This is a genomic window from Flavobacterium sp. K77, from assembly GCF_021608205.1.
GTDB classification, from domain to species: domain Bacteria; phylum Bacteroidota; class Bacteroidia; order Flavobacteriales; family Flavobacteriaceae; genus Flavobacterium; species Flavobacterium turcicum.
Window position 1 is genome coordinate 1 of the sequence record NZ_JAKIHO010000010.1, and the last position, 25,079, is coordinate 25,079.

18 protein-coding genes and 1 pseudogene are annotated in these 25,079 nt (G+C 33.7%); 11 read left to right on the forward strand and 8 right to left on the reverse strand.

The annotated features are described in order from the left end of the window. Window positions 1-603: 603 nt before the first annotated feature. The 3 genes from L1S34_RS13950 to L1S34_RS13960 all read right to left on the reverse strand — a co-directional run bounded on the left by L1S34_RS13950 (window position 604) and on the right by L1S34_RS13960 (window position 3,529). Window positions 604-1,278, reverse strand: a complete 675-nt coding sequence (locus L1S34_RS13950) for a hypothetical protein (protein WP_236364599.1) — start codon at window positions 1,276-1,278, stop codon at window positions 604-606. 147 nt (window positions 1,279-1,425) lie between these two features. Then, window positions 1,426-2,106 (reverse strand): HEAT repeat domain-containing protein, encoded by a 681-nt coding sequence (locus L1S34_RS13955; protein WP_236364601.1) that lies wholly within the window; start codon window positions 2,104-2,106, stop codon window positions 1,426-1,428. Between the two features lie 640 nt (window positions 2,107-2,746). Beyond that, window positions 2,747-3,529 carry a hypothetical protein gene (locus L1S34_RS13960; RefSeq protein ID WP_236364603.1) on the reverse strand — a complete coding sequence of 261 codons (783 nt, stop codon included), beginning with the start codon at window positions 3,527-3,529 and terminating at the stop codon, window positions 2,747-2,749. Between the two features lie 1,624 nt (window positions 3,530-5,153). Here L1S34_RS13960 and L1S34_RS13965 point away from each other — a divergent pair. From L1S34_RS13965 to L1S34_RS13975, 4 genes are read left to right on the forward strand one after another with little or no spacing between them, the layout of a single operon-like run. Beyond that, window positions 5,154-8,147, forward strand: coding sequence for a SusC/RagA family TonB-linked outer membrane protein (locus tag L1S34_RS13965; RefSeq protein WP_236364605.1), 2,994 nt, complete (start codon window positions 5,154-5,156; stop codon window positions 8,145-8,147). A gap of 19 nt (window positions 8,148-8,166) precedes the next feature. Further along, window positions 8,167-9,246 carry a RagB/SusD family nutrient uptake outer membrane protein gene (locus L1S34_RS13970; protein ID WP_236364607.1) on the forward strand — a complete coding sequence of 360 codons (1,080 nt, stop codon included), beginning with the start codon at window positions 8,167-8,169 and terminating at the stop codon, window positions 9,244-9,246. A 9-nt stretch (window positions 9,247-9,255) separates the two neighbouring features. After that, window positions 9,256-9,576 (forward strand): RagB/SusD family nutrient uptake outer membrane protein, encoded by a 321-nt coding sequence (locus L1S34_RS14920; protein ID WP_370637654.1) that lies wholly within the window; start codon window positions 9,256-9,258, stop codon window positions 9,574-9,576. 4 nt (window positions 9,577-9,580) lie between these two features. Further along, complete coding sequence (locus L1S34_RS13975) at window positions 9,581-12,163, forward strand: S9 family peptidase (RefSeq protein ID WP_236364609.1); 2,583 nt, start codon at window positions 9,581-9,583, stop codon at window positions 12,161-12,163. Between the two features lie 44 nt (window positions 12,164-12,207). Here the strand turns inward: L1S34_RS13975 and L1S34_RS13980 are convergent, their stop codons facing one another. From L1S34_RS13980 to L1S34_RS13995, 4 genes are all read right to left on the reverse strand, one after another. Beyond that, a complete protein-coding gene (locus L1S34_RS13980; RefSeq protein ID WP_086452579.1) occupies window positions 12,208-12,486 on the reverse strand; it encodes a DUF6520 family protein in 279 nt (92 codons plus the stop codon). Between the two features lie 89 nt (window positions 12,487-12,575). Next, on the reverse strand, window positions 12,576-14,060 hold the full coding sequence (locus L1S34_RS13985; protein WP_236364611.1) for a MauE/DoxX family redox-associated membrane protein: 1,485 nt from the start codon (window positions 14,058-14,060) through the stop codon (window positions 12,576-12,578). A gap of 86 nt (window positions 14,061-14,146) precedes the next feature. Continuing rightward, entirely contained in the window at window positions 14,147-15,067 is a 921-nt protein-coding gene (locus L1S34_RS13990; protein ID WP_236364612.1) for a helix-turn-helix domain-containing protein, read from the reverse strand. A gap of 36 nt (window positions 15,068-15,103) precedes the next feature. After that, window positions 15,104-15,487, reverse strand: coding sequence for a DUF7793 family protein (locus L1S34_RS13995; RefSeq protein ID WP_236364613.1), 384 nt, complete (start codon window positions 15,485-15,487; stop codon window positions 15,104-15,106). Window positions 15,488-15,708: 221 nt separating this feature from the next. Here L1S34_RS13995 and L1S34_RS14000 point away from each other — a divergent pair, with 221 nt between their 5' ends. The 7 genes and pseudogenes from L1S34_RS14000 to L1S34_RS14030 all read left to right on the forward strand — a co-directional run bounded on the left by L1S34_RS14000 (window position 15,709) and on the right by L1S34_RS14030 (window position 23,350). Beyond that, a complete protein-coding gene (locus L1S34_RS14000; RefSeq protein WP_236364614.1) occupies window positions 15,709-16,740 on the forward strand; it encodes an aminotransferase class I/II-fold pyridoxal phosphate-dependent enzyme in 1,032 nt (343 codons plus the stop codon). Next, window positions 16,725-18,137 (forward strand): GNAT family N-acetyltransferase, encoded by a 1,413-nt coding sequence (locus tag L1S34_RS14005; protein WP_236364615.1) that lies wholly within the window; start codon window positions 16,725-16,727, stop codon window positions 18,135-18,137. The genes L1S34_RS14000 and L1S34_RS14005 overlap by 16 nt, the downstream gene beginning before the upstream one ends. A gap of 32 nt (window positions 18,138-18,169) precedes the next feature. Next, window positions 18,170-19,003, forward strand: a complete 834-nt coding sequence (locus L1S34_RS14010; protein ID WP_236364617.1) for an RteC domain-containing protein — start codon at window positions 18,170-18,172, stop codon at window positions 19,001-19,003. A gap of 480 nt (window positions 19,004-19,483) precedes the next feature. Then, a complete protein-coding gene (locus L1S34_RS14015) occupies window positions 19,484-19,789 on the forward strand; it encodes a helix-turn-helix domain-containing protein (RefSeq protein ID WP_236364619.1) in 306 nt (101 codons plus the stop codon). 88 nt (window positions 19,790-19,877) lie between these two features. Next, the gene (locus tag L1S34_RS14020; RefSeq protein ID WP_236364621.1) at window positions 19,878-20,090 is read left to right on the forward strand and encodes a hypothetical protein; all 213 of its coding nucleotides are present in this window, start codon (window positions 19,878-19,880) and stop codon (window positions 20,088-20,090) included. Between the two features lie 104 nt (window positions 20,091-20,194). Continuing rightward, window positions 20,195-21,247: pseudogene (locus L1S34_RS14025) on the forward strand (DUF3945 domain-containing protein); the annotation flags it as partial. Between the two features lie 21 nt (window positions 21,248-21,268). After that, the gene (locus tag L1S34_RS14030; protein WP_236364623.1) at window positions 21,269-23,350 is read left to right on the forward strand and encodes a type IA DNA topoisomerase; all 2,082 of its coding nucleotides are present in this window, start codon (window positions 21,269-21,271) and stop codon (window positions 23,348-23,350) included. Between the two features lie 432 nt (window positions 23,351-23,782). On the opposite strand, the gene L1S34_RS14035 is transcribed toward L1S34_RS14030, so the two are convergent. Next, window positions 23,783-25,033, reverse strand: a complete 1,251-nt coding sequence (locus tag L1S34_RS14035; protein WP_236364625.1) for a type II toxin-antitoxin system HipA family toxin — start codon at window positions 25,031-25,033, stop codon at window positions 23,783-23,785. Window positions 25,034-25,079 lie beyond the last annotated feature (46 nt).

Sequence of the window (25,079 nt, forward strand, 5' to 3'; positions counted from 1 at the left end):
CCCGACGCCTCACGCCGTTGCGAACTTCGGACCCGATTAGTTTTGGCTAAGATAAATAAACTTGCGAAATCAAAACGTCAATTTAGGAGAAAATTCGCAATGGCTTGAGACGGCTGTTATGCGTGGGTTTATTTTTGTGGAAAAATTTATTTCTATCTTCTTTTCGGATAATGCTTTTCAAATTTCAGTTTCCAAGTTTCGCTTTCAAGTTTCTGCTTTTCAAATTTCAGTTTCCAAGTTTCGCTTTCAAGTTTCTGCTTTCAAGTTTCACTTTCAAGTTGCTGCATTCAAGTTTCGCATTCAAGTTTCTGCTTTCAAGTTTCTGCTTTCAAGTTTCTGCTTTCAAGTTTCTGCTTTCAAGTTTCTGCTTTCAAGTTTCTGCTTTCAAGTTTCTGCTTTCAAAAACTCTGGCGGAAAGGTAATTTTATTTCTAATTCGTAATGTCTGCGTAAATTCCAAAACTCACGCATAACGTTCCGGCGCTTGGCGAGGTTGCGAACTTTCGGAACCGATTATTTTCTATCAAAGATAAAATTTCTTGCGAGAAATAAACGTGAATTTACTACAAAATTCGCAATCTTGCCAAACGCCTGTTGGCAGTAGTTATTTTAATAATTTACCAATTTCAAATATTTCAGCATATCTAGATGACAATCCAAAAACCAAGACACTTTTCTCGTCAATTATTGCTTCAATGTTAAAAAGCATTTCTTTGTATTTAGAATTAATCAGGTTTTTTTCTCCTCGATAAGCCTCAAATTTTTTAATATCACTCAAGTAAAATGCAGGAACAACATCTACTACAATTGTTGTATCAACTTTTTTCCCATTATAATAAACATCGCCATGTAAGTTTGGTGATAAAGTTATATTTGATATGGTATCATTTCTATGTCCAATATATATTTCAAATTCCATTGGTATTACACTTTCCCAACCTCCAGTTATTTGTCCTGTAATTTGAAATTTTCGTGTTTTTTTATCTAAAAATATTTCTTTGGTTATTATTTCTAATCCGTTTCTTTCGGGTTTAGTTGATTTATAAATTATTGAATCACTTTTCGAATCAATGAGTTGCATTTCTGCATCGTTTTTTGTGTAATCTCTAAAACAAGGAATACCACTAAAAACATTTTTCAGCCAACCAAATTCAAATCTATTTTCATCGACTTTGTATTTTAATAGATTATTGTAATCAACAATTTGCATATTATCTTGGGCAAGAGTAAATCCTGTCCAGAATAAAAAAAATATTATATTTAAGTAGGGTTTTCTCATAATTACTGCCAACGTTCCCGCGCTACACGCAGGCTGGGATTAAAGATGCGTAATCTTTCGGTTAAAAACAAATGTATCAAACACAAACTATTTTCAAATTAAACCCATTGCCCAGCTTGCTTGTAGCGTGTGTTAGCAGATGTTTCTTTAATTTTCGTTAATTTTTTTTAGTGCAATTCCGACAGCTGTTTGTCCATTATACATTGCAGTTTTTTTTAGTTCAATTAATTTCTCTTTTGCTGGTTTGTATTTATGAAAACCCAAAATTTGAATTGCCCTCTCTTGAACATACATATCTTCATTATCAAGGAATGGATAAATATTATCTTCAATTTCTTCTTTTGATGTTAATGCAATAATTGAAAATGCTATTTGTTGTCTTATATCTTCATCATTTTCTGAATTGAATTCAGAAAAAAGTTTTTCGATTATTTCTTTTCTTTCACTAAATTCTGTTTCATTTTTTGAGTTTGGAAAGTCAAATGAAGTTTCTTCTAAATCATTAAAATCATATGCCTCTGGATTTTCGTCGATAGCTTTTAAAAAACTTGAAATATTTTTAAATTTTGGTTCTAAATTTGGTTCGTCGTGACTTAAATAACAAATCATTCCTTTTAGTGGTCCGTTTACATTAATACACCAATAATTTGAGTTTTCATCAGTTAATATAGCAACTAAATTTCTATAAATCGGAAAATTTGTAAAATAGCTTTCTATTTCTTCAAACTCTGCGTTTTCAAGTAGAACAAATCCATCTCTTGATTCGAAAGTTTTTAGTTTTAAGGTTTCCGAAATTTTTAAATCAAACTTGTTTAATTTTTCAATCATAGTTTTTGTCTTTGGTACGGTTAGTCTGAAATATCTGCTAACGTTCTCGCGCTACACGCAGGCTGGGATTAAAGATGCGTAATCTTTCGGTTAAAAACAAATGTATCAAACAAAAACTATCTTCAAATTAAGCCAATTACCCTGCTTGCTTGTAGCGTGTGTTAGGGTGTGTAGCGACACGTTTGAAAAGCACGAAAGTTCATCTGTTCCAATTTTCCAGCCCAATTTCGGCAACTTTTCCACGTTTCAATTTCGGTAGCTTTTCTGTTTTCTGTTTGTCGTCAGAATGATGTTTTACCATTAAAACTCAAAAAAAAAGGAAAAAATTTTCCGCTTTCTGTTTTCCGCAAAGTGATTCACATTTGCTTGTCTTTCGCTTTTCACTGTCAGATTCCGAGCTTGCTTTGCGTCGGCACGCCTAGCTAGTTCATTATTATTTTTTCAGTTGCAAAACGTCTGGTTGATGTCGGCGGTGTCTTTTCAACGGAGCTATACACCCTAACGTTCCCACGCTTGGCGTCAGTTGCGAACTTCGGAACTGATTATTTTCTGTTAAAGATAATATTTCTTGCGTAACGTGAACGTGAATATACCACAAAATTCGCAATTGCGCCAAACGTGTGTTGTGCGTTCGGTTTTTTTACGCGCTTCCACTTATATTTAGTTCTGAATAATTATGTTTTGTTAAATTCACTTTTAGATTTATATTACAATTTCCGCCGTCGTTCATTTGGATTATTGAATATTTGTAATTGTCTTTTTCATATTTGCTTTTGCAATAACAACTTACCCAAACTTCAATTTCTTGCTTTTGATTTATTACGACAATGCATTGTTTGACGTAATTATTTATATCTTTTAGTTTTGTATTATTCTCCACAAAACATTTTTTCAATATAATATCTAATTCTTCTAATTCATTTTGCTTTAAATCATATGCTTTTACTGTTTTTGGCTTATATCCGTAATAAATATTGCTGTGATATTTTTCATCGAATGTGAAAATCGCATAATCTTTAATTTTGTCAAATTTTAAACTATTTTTTGACTTTAATTTATTTCTTTTTATTTCGATTTTTAGAGGAAATTCTCCGTCAACAAATTCCACGAAATTATTTTTAATAACCGCTTTTGTTGAATAATTTAGTTTGAAATCAGATGGGAAAAAGTTTATTGTATCATTTATTATTTTGAAAAAACCATCAAATTTTTCAGTTTTTTCATAATTTGGGCTTTTTTCGTATCGTACGCAAGTGTAAGAACTATCGGAATATATTTTCAGATTAATTTTCCCTCCAAACATTCCATAATTGTTTTCAGCATAAATTTGCTCAATTTTAGTTTGTTTTTCAATTTTAATTTTTTCTTTTTTACAATTTATAAATAAAGATAAAATCAGAAAATATAGAATTTTATTTTTCATTTTTCTTTCTATTTTCAGTACGTTCCGCTAAACTGACGCACAACTAGTATATATGCGTTACATTGTAGCGTGTATCAGCCCAAATTTGGGTGTATTGGCGCTATACGATAACGTATATGGTTCAAATATAACAATAATAATTTTATTACAAATCATCAAATACACTTTTTATTTGCTGAATACTTTTTTTACTATTTTAAATTTGAATATAATTTCTAATAATCCTTTTTCTTTCTAGTTTAGTTTGAATAGTATTCTACACCCAACAGAAAAACTAATTATATGGACAAATTTGCTACCTTATTTATACAAATTTTCTTCCGATCATAAAATTGACCATGCAAGTATAAACCCAAAAACTACCAAGTAATAACTACAATTATTTCATAGCATTCCATCCATCAAAAATAAATTGACAAACGGATAAAATAATTGTTCCTCTGATAGTTACTCCCACATAGATAATTGATAAAGCAGAATAGACAATTTTATTGCACAAAAAAAGATGCCAAAGCATCCTTTTTTAAACTATAAATCTATCAACTCGAAAAAAGTCGTTAGCTTCATGTTTCTGGCCTCACATATCTTATGAAGTGTATTTACGGGTATGCTGTAGTTGGAATCTTTTTGATGTAAGGCGGTGTTTTTAATCTTCCGAACCACACTTTCTTCAATATTATGGTCTATGGCAAATGAGCGCTGTGATTTATAAGACTGGATCCAATTCTCATAAATATAAATACACACATTTTCACTTACTCCGCTCATAGTAACAAAGAAAAGTGAAAGACAAAAAATAAATGCGTATTAAAGTACGCATATTGAGAAATTTTGTTATATTTGTAAAACATAATTTAACATTATGTATTTTTGCGACACTTCAAAAAACATTGAAGCATTCGCTTTGAATTTCGTCTTAGAAAACTGGTAATTTTAAAAGGAACGAAATGATAAGTAAGATGCTCACGTCCCATGGCGTGGGCTCACTTATTGTTCCCTGGTATACCAGTACCTCTAAGGCAGTAAGATGAGTTCCATGCCTTTTTTATGCTCAAAAGTTACTCACTTTTATTCTTAGCAAATCTTCTTTTTTATAGTATCGTAAATCAATTAATTGAATTAGTTAGTTTGGAAACGCACTGCCTGCGTTGGGCTGCAACTGGCAACGGCAGTGTACTTTCCTTTAAAAATAACATAAATTCAAAAGCTTTTGCACTCAAAAAAGAGTGCTCTTAAATTCTGTGGTAACAGTAATAGCGCAAATCGACATAACAAATTGAAAAACAGCAAACAACAACGAAATAATGAAATACGATAAAACACTAAAAGCTACTTTAATTCTAGCTTTAATTACACTGTTAATTTGTTGGATTACTTGCTGCGATTGCTTTATCTAAATAACAAAAACTGAGATAAACAACTATTTATTGGCACCTGAAACAGCTTGCTTAGATGTTACAAAACCTTATGATATACAGATAACGCCTATGACTTAAAAAATATAAATCTATGCTTTAGCGCTTTCGAGGCTAATCACAAAAAAAAGGCCCTCTAACTCTTCTTGGCGGACGAATAGAGGGCCAAAGCAAACTAAACCGAAGTTTAATTTAACCAATTCAAAAGTATGAAAAAAAAATCATTTTTGAAGTTTTGGACAACAACACAACTGTCCAAACTGTACTGCATCCTTTTCTTGTGCTTCATAACAGGATTAAATGCGCAAACACGATCTATCAGAGGTACAATTACCGATGATACCAGCACAGTTCCTGGCGTAACCATAAAGGTTAATAATAAGCCAACAACAGCATTTTCTGATGAAAACGGCAATTACACTATACTAGCAGCGGAGAATGATGTTTTGGTATTTTCCTATCTAGGCTATAAAACGATTCAAATTGTAGTTGCAAATCAAGTAACTATCAATGTAAAATTGACTGAAGATGCTACTACTTTAGAGGAAATCATAATAAATGCCGGATATTATTCTATTAAAGAAAAAGAGCAAACCGGTAGCATCGCAAGAATGACTACAAAAGACATTGACAAGCAACCTGTCACAAACGTACTAGCCGCAATGCAAGGGAGATTGGCAGGTGTCAATATCATTCAAGATGGGGGAACTCCCGGCGGTGGTTTCCAAATTAAAATTAGAGGTCGCAACAGCATTCGTCTTGATGGAAATGAGCCATTATACATTATTGATGGAGTTCCCTATTCAAACGAGTCCATAGGAAGCTCGAATACTTCAACGGCATTACCAAGCCAAGCCAGTCCGCTCAACAGTATTAACCCCAATGACATTGAAAGCATCGAAGTATTAAAAGATGCCGATGCAACGGCAATTTATGGCTCAAGGGGAGCAAATGGTGTGGTATTAATAACTCGAAAAAAAGGAAAATCGGGTAAAACAAACATTTCAGTAACGGCCTCAACAGCTGTTGGTACAGCGACTAAATTTGTAGATTTGATGAATACTGAGCAGTATCTGTCGATGCGTAAACAAGCATTTATCAATGATGGAATTCCAATATCGGATACTGATTATGATGTAAATGGGGCTTGGGATCAAACCCGATATACTAATTGGCAAAAGGAATTATTAGGCGGTTCAGCAACAATTAATGACTTTAGAACCAGTATCTCTGGTGGAAGTGAAACAACACAATTCTTGATTAGTGGGAACTACAGAACCGAGGGAACAGTCCTTCCAGGAGATTTCAGATACATTAAAGGCGGTATTCTTAGCTCAATAAACTACACTTCTTTAGATAAGAAATTCAAAATCTCTTTTTCGGGAAATTACACGGCGCAAGATAATCTACAAGCAGCAACAGATTTAACGTTAACAGCGCGTTATTTGGCACCAAACGCTCCCGCACTCTACGATTCGAATGGAAATCTGAATTGGGAAAATGATACCTTCGAAAATCCTTTGGCACCTCTAAAAAGCACCTACCGTGCGAACACCAATGACTTAGTAACCAACAGCGTATTGTCGTATGAACTAATTCCAGGTTTAGAAATAAAATCAAACTTTGGTTTTACCGATTTAAAAACGAAAGAAGTCCGAACAATACCATCCACCATTTACAATCCCGTTTACGAAGTTGGGAGTGACAATTCCATTATGCACTTAAACCTTACCAACAGACAATCATGGATTATAGAGCCACAACTAAGAGGCTTCACAAAATTTGGAAATCACAAATTTGATGTATTACTGGGGATGACAAGCCAACAGCAACGTACAGAGCGCCTATTCCAATCGGGTATTGGTTTTGCAAATAACAATCTAATTAATAACTTAGCTTCTGCAATTACAAAAAACATAACCAATAGCGATACCTTTTTATACCGTTATCAAGCTTTTTTTGGTCGCGTCAATTACAGTTACAACGATAAATACTTTTTAAACTTTACAGGTCGTCGAGATGGCTCCAGCCGATTTGGACCAGGCAAACAATATGCTAATTTTGGTGCTATTGGTGCTGCATGGATTTTTAGCAAAGAAAAATTCAATCCAGAAAATAGTAAAATGAGTTTTGGAAAACTCCGTTTTAGTTATGGAACTACGGGTAATGATCAAATTGGAGATTATCAGTTTTATGATACCTACGGAACAACTGGGATAAATTATCAGGGTATAATTGGGTTACAACCTACACGACTTTATAATGCCGACTTTGGATGGGAAACCAATCGTAAACTAGAATTAGCTTTAGAAACTGGTTTTTTTAAAGACAGAATTTTTAGCACGCTAGCATTTTATAGGAATCGTTCGTCGGATCAATTGGTGGGTATTCCTATGCCAGCTACAACAGGTTTCTTGTCATTAAATGCGAATCTTGATGCGACCGTTGAAAATTCAGGTTTTGAATTTTCCATAAGAACCGTAAATATAGATTCAAACTCTTTTAAATGGTCAACCAACTTCAATGTGGCCGTTGCAAAAAATAAATTACTTTCTTTTCCGAATCTTTCAGGTTCCACTTTTGCAAATCGGTATGTGATTGGTGAATCAATTGATATTGTAAAATTATACCAAAGCAAAGGTGTTAATCCACAAACAGGATTATACGATTTTGTTGATTTAAATGGGGATGGAAGCATAACAGCAGGCGATAAGCAAATTAGCAAGGATTTATCTCCTAAATATTTTGGAGGCATCCAAAACCAATTGGACTATAAAAATTGGCAATTGGATTTTTTATTGCAGTTCTTAAAAAGAGACAATTATGACTACATTTCAAATGTTCCGGGAGGTGGTCAAGTAAACCAAAGCAGCACTAGTGGTGATGCTTGGCAGCAAATTGGGGATCAAAGCAGTTCTCAACTACACACTACGGGACTAAATGGTGCTGCGGTAAGCTCCTATTACAGATACATAGAAAGTGATGCCGTAATTACAGACGGCTCTTTTATCAGACTAAAAAATATTTCACTTTCCTATGATATACCGTTACAAGCTACCACTAATGTAAAATGCAAACTTTTTATTCAAGGTCAAAACCTACTGACATTTACATCTTACAAAGCAGGTGATCCCGAGTTTAAGTTCTCAGGATTCCTCCCTCCGCTAAAAGTGATTAGCGGCGGAATGACATTAAACTTTTAATCCTAAAAAAAATAGTAATATGAAAAATTTACAATTTAAAATGGTATTAATAAAGCCATTTCAGGTATATCGCATTCTTTTGGTTTTGGCACTTATACTGTGTTCAAGCTCTTGTAGTGATTTTGTAGAGGTTCCATTACCTAATTCTCAGCTTACAGGAACTACAGTTTTTGAAAGTGAATTGACAGCAAACGCAGCAATGGCACAAATCTATGCACAACTTCGTGACGGTGGCATACTATCTGGTTTACCCACTGGTGCATCTGTTAGAATGGGGTTGTATGCTGATGAATTACAAGATTATACCAACTCTACAATTTCGCTACCTATTTACAACAATGCGCTTACGGCTGACAATGCTACTGTGGCGTCACTTTGGACTTCAAGCTACAGTCAAATATATAATGCAAATTCGGTTATTCAAGGTGTTGAAAATGCGACTGATTTACCTATTGCGGTTAAAAATAGAGTGTCGGGTGAAGCACTATTCGTTCGTGCTCTAGTGCATTTTTATCTGTTGCAAATTTATGGTAGCATCCCCTATATTACAGGAACCAATTATGAAATTAATAGAAAAGTTACGCGTAGCGCTGCGGATGAAGTATATGCAGCAATCGCGAAGGATTTAGAAAGTGCCAGTTCTAGATTGCCTGAAAATTATAGTTCTTCGGATCGTGCCAAACCCAATAAAATGGTGGCCAAAGCCATGCTGGCGAGAGTATATTTATACATGAATAAAAATACAGAAGCAGCAAATGAAGCAACTACTGTTATCAATAGTCCGCTTTATGCCTGGGAAACGGATTTAAACAAGATTTTTCTAAGAAATAGTAAAACTACTATTTGGCAATTAGCATCAGCTACAGCGGTACGAAATAGTAATGAAGGTACAACTTTTATTTTCGTATCTGGACCGCCACCAGTTTGTGCACTTCGTACCGATTTTATGAGTGCTTTTGAAACAGGTGACCAACGCAAAGTGAATTGGACAAAGTCAGTTACCACCGGACTAAATACTTGGTATCATCCTAATAAATACAAACTGCGCACCGCAACAACAAGTTCGCAGGAATATTCTATTGTGTTGCGCTTAGCATAACAATATTTAATCAGAGCCGAAGCAAGAGCAAAACTAGGCGATTTAGCAGGCGCAAAAGAGGATTTAAATAAGATAAGAACGACCGCCGGTTTACCAATAATTACCTCAACTATTGCCACTGAAATTTTAACTGAAATTCAAAAACAACGCAGATTTGAGTTTTTTACGGAACACGGTCATCGATTTTTTGATTTAAAGCGCACTGGAACAGTCGATGAAGTACTAGCTGTTTCAAAACTAGGCTGGAACAGTTCCGATATTTTGTGGCCTATCCCAGAGCTAGAATTGAACGCAAATCCTAATTTACAACCACAAAACACAGGTTATTAAAGTCATGAAGCTATTAAAAAACAGTAGTACTATCGTTTTCAGTTATTCTTGTAAAAAAACAATTTTGACAATTTGGATAGTAATATCCTGCTCTATCTACGGGCAGGATAATTCCAAAAAGAATATTGCTGTAGCAGAGTATGAAAAGTGGGGTAAATTAGAAAACAGAGCTATTTCCCAGAAAGGAAACTGGATATCATTTGATATGCAGTACAGCAATGGTTCAGATACACTCTTTGTAAAACATACCCAGAAAAATATTAGATTTAGTTTTCCACTAGGAACACAAGGCAAATTTGGTGGTGAAATTGCATTTGGTGCCTTTCAAGGAGATAAAGTAATAGTAACTAACTTAGAAAGTAGTGAAAGTACTGTTATAGCGAATAGTGCTGCTTTTGAATTTGCCAAAAGCGGGAAAATTATCGTGAGCTATTCCAATGATGAGGAATTGATAGTAAGGACCATAAAAAACAAAGAAATCAACCGTGTTCCAAATGTAGCAGAATACCAATTGGATCAGCTTAATAATATCCTACTTTATCTCACTAGCCATGAAGGGAAAGGTAGTTTCGGAACAATAAATCTTAATACAAACAAAAAAACTGAATATCACACAACGCAAAACAAATTATCTGTTCTGACATTAGCAGAATATGGAAAAGGTGTTTTTTGGCTCGAAGAGGGAATCAACGGGAAATACACAAAACTGAACTTCTACAAAAACCAAGATAACACCATTCAAACCTTTGAACCAAAATCATTCTTAAATTTTCCAGAAAAGCATGAAATTGTTACCACAAAATCTTTTAAAATTTCAAGTGATGGTAAAAGAGTTTTTTTTGGAATCGCAAAACTTAAAGAAGAGGCAACACCAAAAAAAGACGATGTTGAGGTTTGGGATACAGAAGATTTATGGATTTATCCAAAAGCAAGTAGGGAAAACTTAGAAGGGTACACCACTTTATCGGTTTGGTTTATTGAAGAAAAGCGCTGGAATACGATTACAAATAAAGAACTTCCTTTTGTACAGCTTAACGGCAGTAAATCAGTTGCATTACTTTACAATCCAACTGCATATGCTCCTCATTTTAAACGCTATGGTGAGGTTGACTATTTCTTGTACAATCTAGCTGATGGTAGCAAAAAGCTATTTTTAGAAAAACAACCTGGCGAAAATTACTTATTGTCTTTTTCTCCAAATGGAGCGTACATATGCTATTTTAAAGATAAAAACTGGTGGCTGTACAATATAAAAACACAATCTACCGTGTCAATTGTGCCACCTGCAGGTTCCGAATGGGTCTCAAATGATTTAAAGTACATAACAAGACCACATATTTTTGGAATGAAAGGATGGAGTAATGATGGAGAATACCTTTTGGTACAAGATGAATTCGATGTCTATCAATTTGACATCAAAACAAATAAACTAAATCGCATTACTAACGGACGAGAAAGCGGTACTTACTTCACTGTAGATGGTTCAAATATCAAGCAAATAGGGAATGATAATTACAATGGCTGGGCACTAACTGAAATTAATTCAGCTAATGATTTAATTGTTTCAGCAAGAAATGCGACCACCAAAGCACAACAATTCAAATTAGTTTCTACATCCAACACTTTAATTCCACTAGCAAATAATACTACAAAATCAGATGAATTGCGTAGAGCCAATAATGAAGTCTATGTCTATCGAGAACAATCGCATAATGAGTCTCCAAGAATTGTATCATTTAAAAACGGTATGAATAAGGTTCTGTTTGAAAGCAATACCCATGATAAAAACTTTAATCAAGGAAAGGTAGAACTAATTTCATTTACGAATTCAAAAGGAGATAAATTGCAAGGATTATTATATTATCCAGTAAATTATGAAGTAGGTAAAAAATATCCGATGATAATCAATGTGTACTCGCAAATAACAAACTCATTGCACGAATATTGCATTCCGACTTTGTACAACGACACCGGCTTTAATGTGAAACATTTTGTGCAACAGAATTATTTTGTTCTATTGCCTGATGTGAAATATTATGAAGGAGAAACGGGAAATAGTGCACTAGATTGTGTTGTTGCTGCATACAATGCTGTTGTTAAAACAGGAATGATCGACTCCAAACGAATTGGTTTAATAGGGCATTCTTTCGGAGGTTATGAAACAAATTATATTATTACAAAATCGAATATTTTCGCAGCTGCAGTATCGGGTGCAGCAATTTCAGACATGGTAAGTTGGTATTTTAGTAACTCAAAAAGTCTCAATATTCCGGAATTATGGCGAAGTGAATCGCAACAATGGAGAATAGGAAAATCTATTTTTGAAGACAAAGAGCTATATCTAAAAAATTCACCGATACTTTATGCAAATAATGTCACTACACCATTACTGTCTTGGGTTGGGAAAATGGAGACTAATTTACCCTACGAACAGAGCTTACTTTTTTATAATGCATTGAGGAGAGCCAAGAAAAAGAATGTTTTATTGGTTTATCCCAAAGATCAGCATGTAATTGTAATCAAGGAGAATAAAATGGACCTTACAAATCGAATTACCGATTGGTTTGACAGATATCTAAAAGACTAAAAATAAATAAGTGCAGTTTGAATAAACTGCACTTATTCGTTAATCTACGGATTAACAGTTCTAAAAAGCGGCGTAGAACAAGTCGTTTCGCTATCTTTATCGAATACTTGTGAAGAACCACTCATACAAAAAGCATTTCCGGTTACATCACAATCTACGTTTACCAGTTTACAACTAGAAGGTAGTGGTGAATGGATATAACCATTAATAATTGCAGTAGCCGTTTGGCTTTCTTTAGCGGTACTAGTGGTTACAGCAGCAGCACTAGCCAATGAGAATGCTACCATTGGAAGCACCATCAATTTTAAAAAATCTGTTTTCATAATAAAAAAATTAATAATTATTATTTGGATCTACTCTTTTCTACAGGTTTTCGATCTTACCCCTGATACTGGCCAGTATATCTTTCATTTTATTTTTTCAGTTGCTTTAGGATAGGTGCTCCAAATGTATATTTGACAATTTGATGTCCTACTATTGCATAAAGAGCTTTCTCAGTTATTAATAAATCACTCATTTTCATTTTGTTTTCATGGTAGATATAAAAACTGAATAAATAGGTTTTATTGGTAATATTATAAACATCAACTATTGAGGCATAGCTCCAATTCTTTTCACTTTCATAACGACCACGAAGCCCTGATTGATTAAACAAAAGTTGATTAAAGGCCACACTTCTTAAATTAACAGTATACGGCGGAGCTGCAAGTTTGCTATCTCCTGATTTTCTGATTCGGACTACTTTTAATTTAGCTTTAGTAGTAGTATCAATAGTTTTAACCCGATGCACAAGTTGCAAAGCTGTATCAGCTACAATAAATTGATTCCGATAAAAATAAGTGTATACGATTTTGTTTAAACCCTCACTATAAGTCATAGTTCCGTCCGTGTCAAAAACACCGTCTATTTGTTTTTGTAATAAATGCTTTTGCTTTTTAATTTTTAAAGAATCATTTAAAGATATGGTTCCCAATATATTTTCGTAAGTACCTAATTGTTGCCCTCTAAATACACAAAGAGTAGAATCAATTGGTTGTAATATAGTGAAGTAAGGTTTCTTGCTAACCCAAATGGTAGCTTTCCAATCAGAAACTAAGCCCCTGTAAATTATAGGAATGGAACCGTCGTATAGAAAAAAATGAGTACCCATAATTTTTGTTTTAACGGCTCTAAAAGGTAAATTATCTTTTGTAAGTGAAATAGTATATTGTTTTTTATATTGCAATGTGCTGTCAAATTCAATGATTGTTAATGGAGAAATGGTATTTCCTAAATAGATCTTTCCATCAAATTGTCCAGCAAAATAAAATCCATAGTTATTTAAGTTTTTTGTTAAAGTCCTTGATGCAACGTTAGGAGTAAATCGACGAATAAATGGATTTTGCTTCTGCATAGTATTCTCTGAAGATAGAAATAAAAAAACTACAAAAAGTACACTTGATACTACGATTAAGAATATTGAGATAATCCTTTTTTTCTCAAATTGATGAAGCAACACACCACAACTACCTATAACAATAAAAAAAAGATTAAAAATCAAATGTTCAGTCCATCCAAGCTTTTCTAAAATTCCACCACAAGAGCAGGGAATAAACGAACTGAAATTTAAAATCAAAATAATATAAGTAGTAAAAATAGCCATTAAGCCCACCGATAAACAAAGGGCCATTATTCGGTATACGCGCACTGATAAAGCAAAGACTAGTCCCAATTCAACAAAAATTACTAGAAAAGAGATACTTGTTGAATAAGCACTTAAAAGTGGAGATTGGCCTAATTGAGTTTGAAAGTTTTCAAAATCAATTAGTTTACTGATCGAAGCATAGGTAAATAAAACGATATAAAGGAAGCAAACGATCTCTAGAAATACTTTTTGTAATTTAAAATTCAGTTTCATAGTACTTTATTTTAAAGCAAAATTCTGAATTATAAAATAATTAGAGTTGTCTTTTCAGGAGTAAGAGATAGTCAAAAGGAAGAAACCTAATTTTCATCTGTTGGATGAAAACTGATGTCATTTCGCTTTAATTCGTTTGGAGAAAAACCAAATTGTTTTTTAAATGATTTTGAGAAATTTGGATAATTGTTAAAACCATTCATGATAGATATATTTTTTAATGGTATTCCGGTATGTTCAATCATGAAGTAAGCCCTTTTGAGTCGCTCAATATTATAAAAATGGTAAATACTAGTTTTGAAAAAATGCCGAAAACCATCTTTTAATTTATGTTCATTGGTACCAAATTTAGATGAAAGTACTTTTAAAGGAGGAAGTGGTTCCTCAAGGTGCGCTAATATATAATCGTAAAGTTTTTGAATTAATTGTGCATCGGCTTTTCGAGTTTTAATATATCTTTCTTTTTCAGAGCTATATAATATCGGTTTGTAAGAATCGTGACGTTCGGGAGTCGCCAGATTTATTACGATTTCGGAACGATTTACTAATTGTAATATTGTACTGGCAACTGCAATTGGTAAATAATTTTTGGTTATAAAATGTAGTGTAACAGTAGTATTAAAAGTATTACTTTTCTTAGTTACTTCTTCAAGTTGTTTAAAAGAAACATCAGAAATAATATCTCTCAAAGATAGGTTCAAAAGCTCATATTCTGAATAGCCTAAAAAGGTTGTAACTTCGGGGGTAAAATTTTTAATAAAAAAAGAGGAATCTAAAACTATAGAGCTTAAAGGTTTAAATTGCTGTGTCTTATGTGTATTTACGTATCCTATTTGAAAAACTGACTCTTTCATTTCTTCTGCAACCATATTAATTAAAACAACTAGCGTTTCCAATTCTTCATCATTAGAACTTAAAGGAATTCGAGAGTTGAAATTACCGCGTGCCATTTCAAATAGCATTTGATGAATTGTAACAAGTCGCTCGTTGTTGTGTGTTTTGTTCATTAGATTCAACTTTTAATTCTTTTTTCTAAAATTCCGTTAAACAAACCCTCTAAGGTAAATTAAAGCATCTTCTTCTTTTGTAAAAATTTGAGTAGGTACAGAAGGTTTACTAATTTCTACATAAAAAGTACTAATTATAAGCGATACTTTTTCATGTACAAGAAGTGCAACTGCTTGTGTTAAAATAGAACCTGACTGTGCTAAATGATCTCTTCCAGCTTTATCACTATCAACAACACCCCTGATATCACACAAAATTGGATATGTTGATTCGTTTTGAAAATGGATTCGATCCGAAACTACGCTTTTAGCTACCCTCAAATTAATTGTAGTATTGGGTTTGTATTCAAAAAAGAGAATGCCTTTAGAAATCCAGAACTTGGCAAAATCATTCTCATAAATGTCATGTGCTGCAATCATGTTTTATGGATTATATTTTTTTAACTTAACAAAAATATAAACATCTGTTAATAAGTCACTTGCCAATTTGGGATTATTTGTTACAATTTAGATGTTTTGGTTGTCAATTCAGTACTTTGACTTGTTATATTGGGAGTATTGAGCTATTAGATGAAATAACTTTAAATTATTATGATGAATTTTAGGATCCTAATTTTTAAAACAACTTAAACAATTTAAAAATGGCAAAAATCAAGCACAATAATTTCATTGATATAGTCGATGAGGTTTTATCAGGAGCAAAAAACGAGGGTGTTTTACATCTCTATGCAGAAGGCAAAATACTGACAGGTAGGACAATCCAAATTAAGGGAAAGGAAATGTTTCATTTTGGTACAACAGGGTACTTGGGCCTTGAACAAGACATTCGGTTAAAAAAGGCCGCAATAGCCGCCATAAACAATTACGGTACGCAATTTCCACTTTCAAAGTCATATATTTCGCATCCGCTTTATAATGAGCTAGAGCAAAAAATAGAGCTAATGTATGGAATACCACCAATAATAACAAAGAACAGTACATTAGGACATTTAGCGGTTATTCCGACATTGATAAGAGATGAAGATGCTGTAATAATGGATCATCAAGTACATTGGAGTGTACAAAATGCTTGTCAGCTTTTAAAGCTACGTGGAATTCCAGTAGAAATGATCAGACATAGCAGTTTGGAAATGTTAGAAGATAAAATCAAACAATTAACTACCAAATGCAATAAAATCTGGTACATGGCGGATGGTGTATATTCCATGTTTGGTGACTATGCGCCGATACCAGAATTATTGGCTTTGATTCAAAAATATCCTCAGCTCAATCTCTATTTTGACGATGTTCATGGTATGAGTTGGCGAGGTAAAAATGGAACTGGTTTCATTTTTGATGCAATAAAAGAACTTCCTGAAAATTGCATTGTAGTGAGTACACTGAGTAAAACCTTCGGAGCCAGTGGTGCGACGGTATTTTGTAGAAATCAGAAACTGAGGGATAAAATTAGAAATTTTGGAGGACCATTAACCTTTTCCGCTCAGTTAGAACCTGCATCTGTAGCTGCTGCAATTGCTTCGGCAGACATTCATTTATCTCCTGAAATAGAATTGAAACAAAAAGATCTTGCTGAAAAAATCGATTATTTTAACCAGTTGTTATCGAATAGAAATCTCCCCATAATTTCAAAAAATGATTCGCCAGTATTTTTTTGGGCATGGGTACGCCTATAACAGCTTATAAGTTTATACATCGCTTATTTAAAGAAGGATTTTTTCTCAACTTGGGGATTTATCCAGCAGTTCCAATCAAAAACACGGGAATCAGAATAACATTATCGAGTCACAATCAGTTGGAAGATATTACTGCATTGGCTGAGGCGATGGATTACCATTTTCCCAGAGCTTTGGAAGAAACAAATAATAGTGAAATCAAAATCAGACAGGCTTTTGGAATGAATAATAAAAAATCAGAAAATATTTTAGAGTCACAAGATCGAGTGCTATTTATCGAAGAAAATAATACCATTCAAAATATTGAAAAATCAGAATGGAATCAATACATGGGAAAACAAAATATTTTCGATTGGGAAGGATTAGTTTATTTAGAAAAAGCATTTAGTCAACATCCAGATCCTACCAACCAATGGGATTTTTATTATTTCACTATCAAAGACAACACAGGTATCGTGGTATTAATGACCTTTTTTACCTATGGACTTTGGAAAGATGATATGTTAGCTACTGAATCGGTTTCCATTCATTTGGAAGAAATAAGAAAGACCAATCCTTTATACCTCACATCAAGAGTATTGGGTATGGGATCTCTTTTTACCGAAGGAGAACATTGCTTTATCAATCAGCAACATCCTTTGGCAGAAAAAGCATTGAAACTTTTATTAGATAATGTGGAACGAAAATACAATGAGTTAAATGCAGACATGCTAGTATTAAGAGATTTCGAAAAAGACAATAGCTACAACAAAATAATAGTAGATCAAGGTTATTTCAAAATAGAAATGCCGGAATCCTGTATAATTGAAAACAAAGTTTGGCATTCACAAGAAGAGTTTACAAAAACATTATCGATGCGGTCCCGTAAGCATTTCAATAAAGATATAGAGCCTTATGAGAGGTATTATGATGTTGTAATAACAGATAAATTGAATAAAACAGAAATAGCAAGAGCTTATCAACTCTACAACAATGTAAAAGACAATAACTACGCCATCAATACATTTCGATATACGCAAGAAATTTTCGAAAGCATGAATGACAGTCCAAATTGGGAGTTTATAATACTAGCTCTGAAAGCAGAACCCAAAAATCCATTTGTTGGTATTATGTTTTGCTACAAAAATAACAATTATACCTATGTACCTGAATTAGTAGGTATGGATTATAAATGGGTAAAAGAATACCAACTGTACAGACAATTGTTGTTTCAAACTATAAAAAGAGCAAATGAGTTACAGTTTCAAAAGATAGATTTTGGCGTATCAGCTTCATTTGAAAAGAGAAAAGTAGGAGCTAAGGTAATTCCAAAAGTAGCTTATGTTCAGGCAAGAGACAATTACGCCATGGAATTAATGAATACTTTGCAAAACGATTACAAATCAATTGCAAAATGATGAAAGTAAATTAACAACTAATATTGAATAAGATGTTTAAAAAAGCAATTGAATCATTTGATGTTATCTGTAATGAAATCTTAGAAGCAAACGAAACAATGCAAAATAAGGCTTGTAATGGAATTATATTGTGTAATAAAACCTTAACGAACTTAAAAGAGATAGTTGAAAAAAATGATTTTAACACCGTCCCAGAAGAGATAGAATTTTTTAAAAATACCAAACCCGTTCCAATGAGTTTTTTGATCTATTTTACTGAGGTGCATTCTTGCGAATTAAGAATGCCAAAAGCTGGTAACGCATATAAAGTCCAATTTCTCCAAAAAGAATTGCGAAAAATCAATAAGTTCTTTTACAGAAATGCTGATTTTGTGCATTATATGGAACAAGGATACAGTTATATGGATCATCAATTTTTTACTCGAAACCATCGGGATAATTTCCCATTTACACCTATGACTGATTATTACCAATTTCCGGAATTTTCAACATCTCAAGACATGCTATGGGCAAAAGTAAAAGCCATGTATCGATTTATTCATTATATCAGACAAGCACTAAAAAGGCTAAAGGTGGACGATTGTGATATTTTTGAAGAAAAAAAGCATAAAGTATTGGTATGGACAGGACCAAAGACAGCTTTGACGGAATTAATTTATGCCTTATTTGTCAATGGAACAATCAATCATGGTGCTGCAGATATTAATACGATAACAGCATCCTTTGAAGATTTTTTTAATATCAAACTAGATAACATCTATAAGACCTACAGCGAAATCAAAGCCCGTAAAAGTAGTAAGACAAAATTTCTGGAAGAACTAACGCTAAACCTACAACAAAAAATGTCCAGAGAAGACCAGGAGTAAAGTTGTAATTACGAAAATAAACTAGCAGTAAATCCTAATTTAAGGGGATTTGCTGCTTTTTTTTTTAGAAGCAATCAAATGATAAATCTTCGTAGAATGTAATTTTAGTTTTTTCGTACTACGAAAGCTATTGGGTAAAAATCCAATATAAGTTGCTTTGTTTTCTAAAAAAAATCAGCAAAAACTGATCTCTTCTAAAACAGAGATCATGATCGATATCATTTTTCATGATACAATCACTCAAAAAATTGAAACCTCATATTGAATAATTTAAATCGAATAAGAAATTATCATTTAAATGAGATTTTTTTTCCTTAAAACACACGTTTAAAGGGTTTTAAATGTTAAATTTTTACAGTACTACGAAAGCCATTGGGATAAAATGAAAAAAAAGCAACTGAATTTTGTGTCAGCATTTTAAACAGTACCTATATCTGGAAGAGGTGCTAAACACTTCGTATTAAACCTAAATTTTTGTTTATGAATATCGACAGAATAGAATTGATAGCTTGGATGGAGCGAATCATGGAACGATTTGACATACTTATGGAATTGGCAAATGGGGCTAAAAATCAACGTGCAATTATTGACGGAGAAGAGTTGTTGGACAATCAGGATATTTTACAAATGCTGAAGATAAGTCCAAGGTCCTTACAACGTTACCGTTCTTCGGGGAAGTTGCCTTATTATACAATTAGTGGGAAAATCTATTATAAGCTCTCAGATGTTCATCAATTTATACGCGATAGTTTTAATTCCCCTCTAAAAAATCCAAAGACATTGTAAGACATGTTGTTCCAATCATTGCCAATTCTAAAATCCGTCTAATTTACCTAGCTATTTTCGATTGAATTAATTTTTAAACGAAAAACAAATGAAGAAAGATGTACAAGAAGAGATTAAAAAAGAAAATTGTTTTTCTGAAGAAGCAAAGACAGATAATACTAAAAATATATCCCAAGATCAAGTAATGATCGATCCTATTGAATTGCCTATTAGCATACAAAAGAAAGATGAAAAACATTTTCAGCGCGTGGACAAACAAGGGGATTTATTCTCAGATTATTTTTCTGATTTTAAAAAATAACATAATTCTACAAGTATTTCTGTAGAGCAGAAAACAATGTAAAAATTACTCATTTCTGAAAGGAGTAATTGAAAAATAGCTCAAAAATTAATATCAACTTTTAAAATCTAAATATTATGGAATCAACAAACAGCACAACCGAAACAGCAGACAACCGCTACCAGTTAGAACAAATTGATTGGAAAGCAATGGCTAATCTGGGATTAACAAAAGAACGACTTGAAAAAATGAATGTCCTTGAACCTTTGCTGAAAGGGTATAAAACGAATGAATTAGTTCCTATCACTCTTGATTTAGGTACTTCAATCACTAAAATGGACGCTAGGCTTTCACTACAAGTAAAAGAAGATGGTCAAGTAGTTATGGCAATTCACGGAATTCGAAAAGAACCTCAATTGCATTTTAAATTCTTTGGTCATGAATTTACAAAGGAAGACAAAGATAATTTGCTTAAAAATGGAAATATGGGCAGAGTGGTTGACTTGACAAACCCGAAAACTGGAGAAACAATTCCATCAATTATAAGCATTGACAAATTAACTAATGAGCTGATTGCGCTACGTACAACACTTATCAAAATTCCAGAAGAAATCAAAGGCATTAAGCTTGATGACCAACAAAAAATGACTTTATCAGAGGGAAAAGCATTGTATTTAGAAGGTATGATTTCAAAAAAAGGAGAGCCTTTTAATGCTTCAGTTCAGTTTAATGCCGACAAGCGATATGTTGAGTTTTTGTTCGATAGAGGAAGTACCAACAAGCAAACAGAAAAGCAAGATCTTCAAGCTCCAAAAGCTTTTCGAGGGAAAGAATTGGATACTTCAGAATATGAAAAATTCAAAGAAGGACAGACGGTATATGTAAGCGGATTACTTGACAAGAAGGGAAAAGAATACCAAGGATATATCACATTCGATAAAAATACTGGAAAAACAGGCTTTTCTTTTGACAATCCCACTAAACTAAAAGAGAAAGCACAACCTAGAGAAGAGAGTAAAACACAGGTTGCAGTTAATTCCGAAGGTAAAACCAACGAGACGACTAAGCAAATTAAAGAGCCTTTGAAAAGCAAGCAGAATAATCCTGATAATACAAAACAGCAAGAACAGCAGGAGAAACCCAAAGTAGCTGCTAAATCTAAAGGTAGAAAAATGTAATTACCCTAAAGACTTGTTCAGATGAAAGTAGTAATTGCAGAAAAACCAAGTGTTGCTCGGGAGATTGCTCTCTTGTTAGGAGCTACAGAAAAGAAGGAAGGTTACTTGATGGGAAATGAGTATCAGGTAACCTGGGCGTTAGGGCATTTAGTGTCTTTAGCCATGCCGGAAGATTATGGAATTAGTGGGTTTCAAAGAGAGGCTTTGCCTATACTGCCTAATACATTCTTATTGACAGTACGTAAAGTAAAAAAAGATAAGACATATATTCGTGATCTTGGAGCATTAAAACAACTGAATACTATTGATCAATTATTTAAGCAGTGCGATAGTATCATTGTGGCTACCGATGCTGGAAGAGAGGGCGAGCTTATTTTTCGGTACATCTATGAGTATTTAAACTGCTCTAAACCTTTCGAACGATTATGGATTAGTTCGTTAACCGAAAAGGCAATTATTAAAGGATTTGAGAATCTAAAATCGGGAAAAGACTTTGATAGTTTATATGATGCCGGAGTAGGAAGGAGTCGTGCAGATTGGTTAGTAGGAATCAATGCTTCGCAAGCACTTACAGTTGCGAGTGGTAGTGGTGTTTTTTCGTTGGGTCGGGTTCAAACTCCAACATTAGCATTAATTTGCAAGCGTTTTTTAGAAAACCAAACATTCAAAATTGAAGACTATTGGCAAATTGAATTAGAGCATAATAAAGAATACGTTGATTTTAAAAGTCTTTCCACTCTTAGATGGGATGATGGTAAAAAGGCCGAATATGTACTGAAAACGTTACATAAGCATGGAAAGGCTTCAGTAATTGACACAGAAACCAAAACAGTTAGTGAGCAGCCACCATTATTATTTGATCTAACCGCTTTGCAGAAGGAAGCTAACACAAGGTTAAGTCTAACGGCTGAGGAAACGCTCAATATTGCTCAAAGTCTTTATGAGAAGAAATTCATAAGTTACCCACGTACTGGGAGTAAATTTATTCCTGAAGACATGTGGGAAGAAATTCATAAGTTGATAAGGATAACGGAAGAGCTGGAGAAATTCAAAAATATAGTTGCTAAAATGAAATTGAACCGTTTGAATAAACGAATCGTCGACGATTTAAAAGTGACCGATCATCATGGAATATTGATAACAGATAAAATACCATCCGCTTTATCAGCCAAGGAAAAAGCAATTTACGAAATGATTGTCTATCGATTATTAGAGTCCGTTTCTCCGGTTTGTACTAAAGAGATAACGAACATTGTACTTCAGGTGGCACACTATGATTTTGGATTAAAAGGAATCAAAATTCTAGATGCCGGTTGGAGAGTTATCAAAGGTGATTTTAGCGATGAAGATAAGGATCCAATTCAAGAATTACCAACTCTAAAAATTGGTGATGAAGTAAAGATTAAGACAGCAAAAATAGTAGCTAAGAAAACCAAACCACCAGTTATTTACACGGAAGCAAGTTTGTTATCTGCAATGGAGAAAGCAGGGCATCAGATTGAAAACGAGCAGGAACGTAAAATAGTACAAGCGGTAGGAATTGGTACCCCTGCCACTAGAGCAGCCATTATTGAAACACTTTTTAAAAGGGAATATGTCACACGTGATAAGAAATTACTGCTTCCGACAGAAAAAGGACTAAAGGTCTATGAATTGGTAAAAGATAAAAATATAGCCGATGTAGAATTGACTGCAAAATGGGAACTAGCTTTGCAAAAAATAGAGAATAAGGAATCGAATTTAGTAACCTTTCAGAAAGACATAGAAATTTTTACAAAGTCTTTAACTCAAGAAATACTTGATTTAGTAATAGAAGTAGAGCGACAACCTGAACTTATTTGTCCAAAATGTAAGGTCCAAAAATTGATTATTCGGGACAAGTTGGTAAAATGCAAGGAGGAAAGCTGTAATTGGGTACAGTTCAGAAATATATGTGGCATGCAACTCAGTCTTGTGGATTTAGAGGACCTGATAACTAAAGGAAAGACCAATCTCTTAAAAGGGCTGATAAGTAAATCAGGTAAGAAATTCGATGCTTTTATAGCTATGGATGAAGGAGGTGATACTTCTTTCATTTTTCCTCAAAAGAAGAAAGGAAAATAAAGTGGTTGACTGATTTCTGGTTACTTTTTACCAAAAAGTGACTATTACTATATCTGCAATTTTTGCAGAAGAAGATGAATCTAAGAGATTTGAGTACCAACTCAAATTATTACAAGGAAGGCTTTAAGTAGGATAGGGCTGGAATGCAGTGGAGCGTAGGCACGGAGCGCAACGCAATGAAGCTTTATTCTACTTATATATGCCTGACCGAAAGCAAGGAATGAACGTGCGGAGCTGAGGAATGAAACAGCCAAAAAAAACAGCTGCTTAATTTTAAGCTGCTGTTTTTTTTATGGGCTGTGAAGTGCCTGCGAAGGGTAGGTATGCAAAAAAACAGATTTTGTTTACACTATAATCATTATGGCATACTGACGGGAGCAGCCGAACGGAGCAAGGTGAATTACTGGAGTGAGACGGATTTTAAAACTAGCTCTAATAAATAAAAGCCTTTTCCATCATTTCCAACTCTGCTCTAGAAATTCCTATTTCTTTGGCTACCGTTTTCCAGTTTGTTGTAACTTTAAGGATTTCTTGAATTATGGCTTCCATTTGTAAAGTATTCAATCTAAAATACTCCCCAACACTTTTAGCCAATTCAAAATCCATTACATTGTTATCCGTATCAATATTAAGAGCCAAACCCTCTTTGTCTATTGATGGGTTAAGGTCGTAAGCTGGGGAGAGTATCCAGCCTTCTTTGGTTAATATAAACCCATGGTTTCGCAAATGGTCATCGGTGTTAGAAATGGCTATGTTAAAGACGATTCTACGCCATAGTTGGTGAAGATTCTGTTGTACGTTTGCTCCTTGATTACTGATGAATTCGGCAATATCTAAATAACTTGCGGGATTGTCTCTTATAGTATCTTCATTGTTGCCTGTCATAGTCATAGCCGAAGCAAAATGAATTCTTTCATCGTTCTCCCTGTCAAAACGTTTGGTAAAGAAAGTATGATGACTGCCCATGATTTTTTCTATACGACAGGGTGCCATGTTGATTCCTGCATTGATAGCCAATTTGTAAGCTAAAAATTCCCAAGATGCTTTGTCCACAGTATCTGTCTTGGAGGGGAATTTAGCAATCCAAAGACTTTTGTCATTGTCTAAAATATTGGCTTTGGGTCTTGCTCCACCTAATGAAGATCCAGGTGCCATAAGAACCGATAACCATTTATTGACATCTTCATTATTGTTGTCATTTTCGAAATTAGCTGCTGCATTTTGGAGTTCTCGAATAGAGGACCAGGGCGGGGTAGAAGTGTTTTTATTGTTATCTAAAAAATCACCATTCGGGTCGGTTTTAAATCGTAATGCTCCCATACGACTTTCATCATATACACCTAATAGAAAATCAAGATCATATAGTGTTTTTGGTTTTTCGTTCCTTTCTCTAGCAAGCTGCGCTTCTCGACGTTTCATTAAGGTGCGTCCCCAAGTATCAGGCATACTGTCTAAAAAAATGCCAAAGTTTTCTTTTTGGTTCGGGTATTGTGGACCACCATATAATTGGATGTCTGGATCCAAAAGGAATTTTTGTTCTGTTTTGAGCCAGTTCCTGTCGTATTCAAAACTAAATGCTTTTTTTCCTTTAGCTTGTTGTGCAGATAAGACACCTATTAATTTAGGTTCCTGCATTTCTTGCCAATGGGCGTAAACGTAGATGTCGGTTTTACTTTGTGACATGTTGTGTGTTTTGAATAAGTGATCTGTTTAATTTGGATCTAGCAAG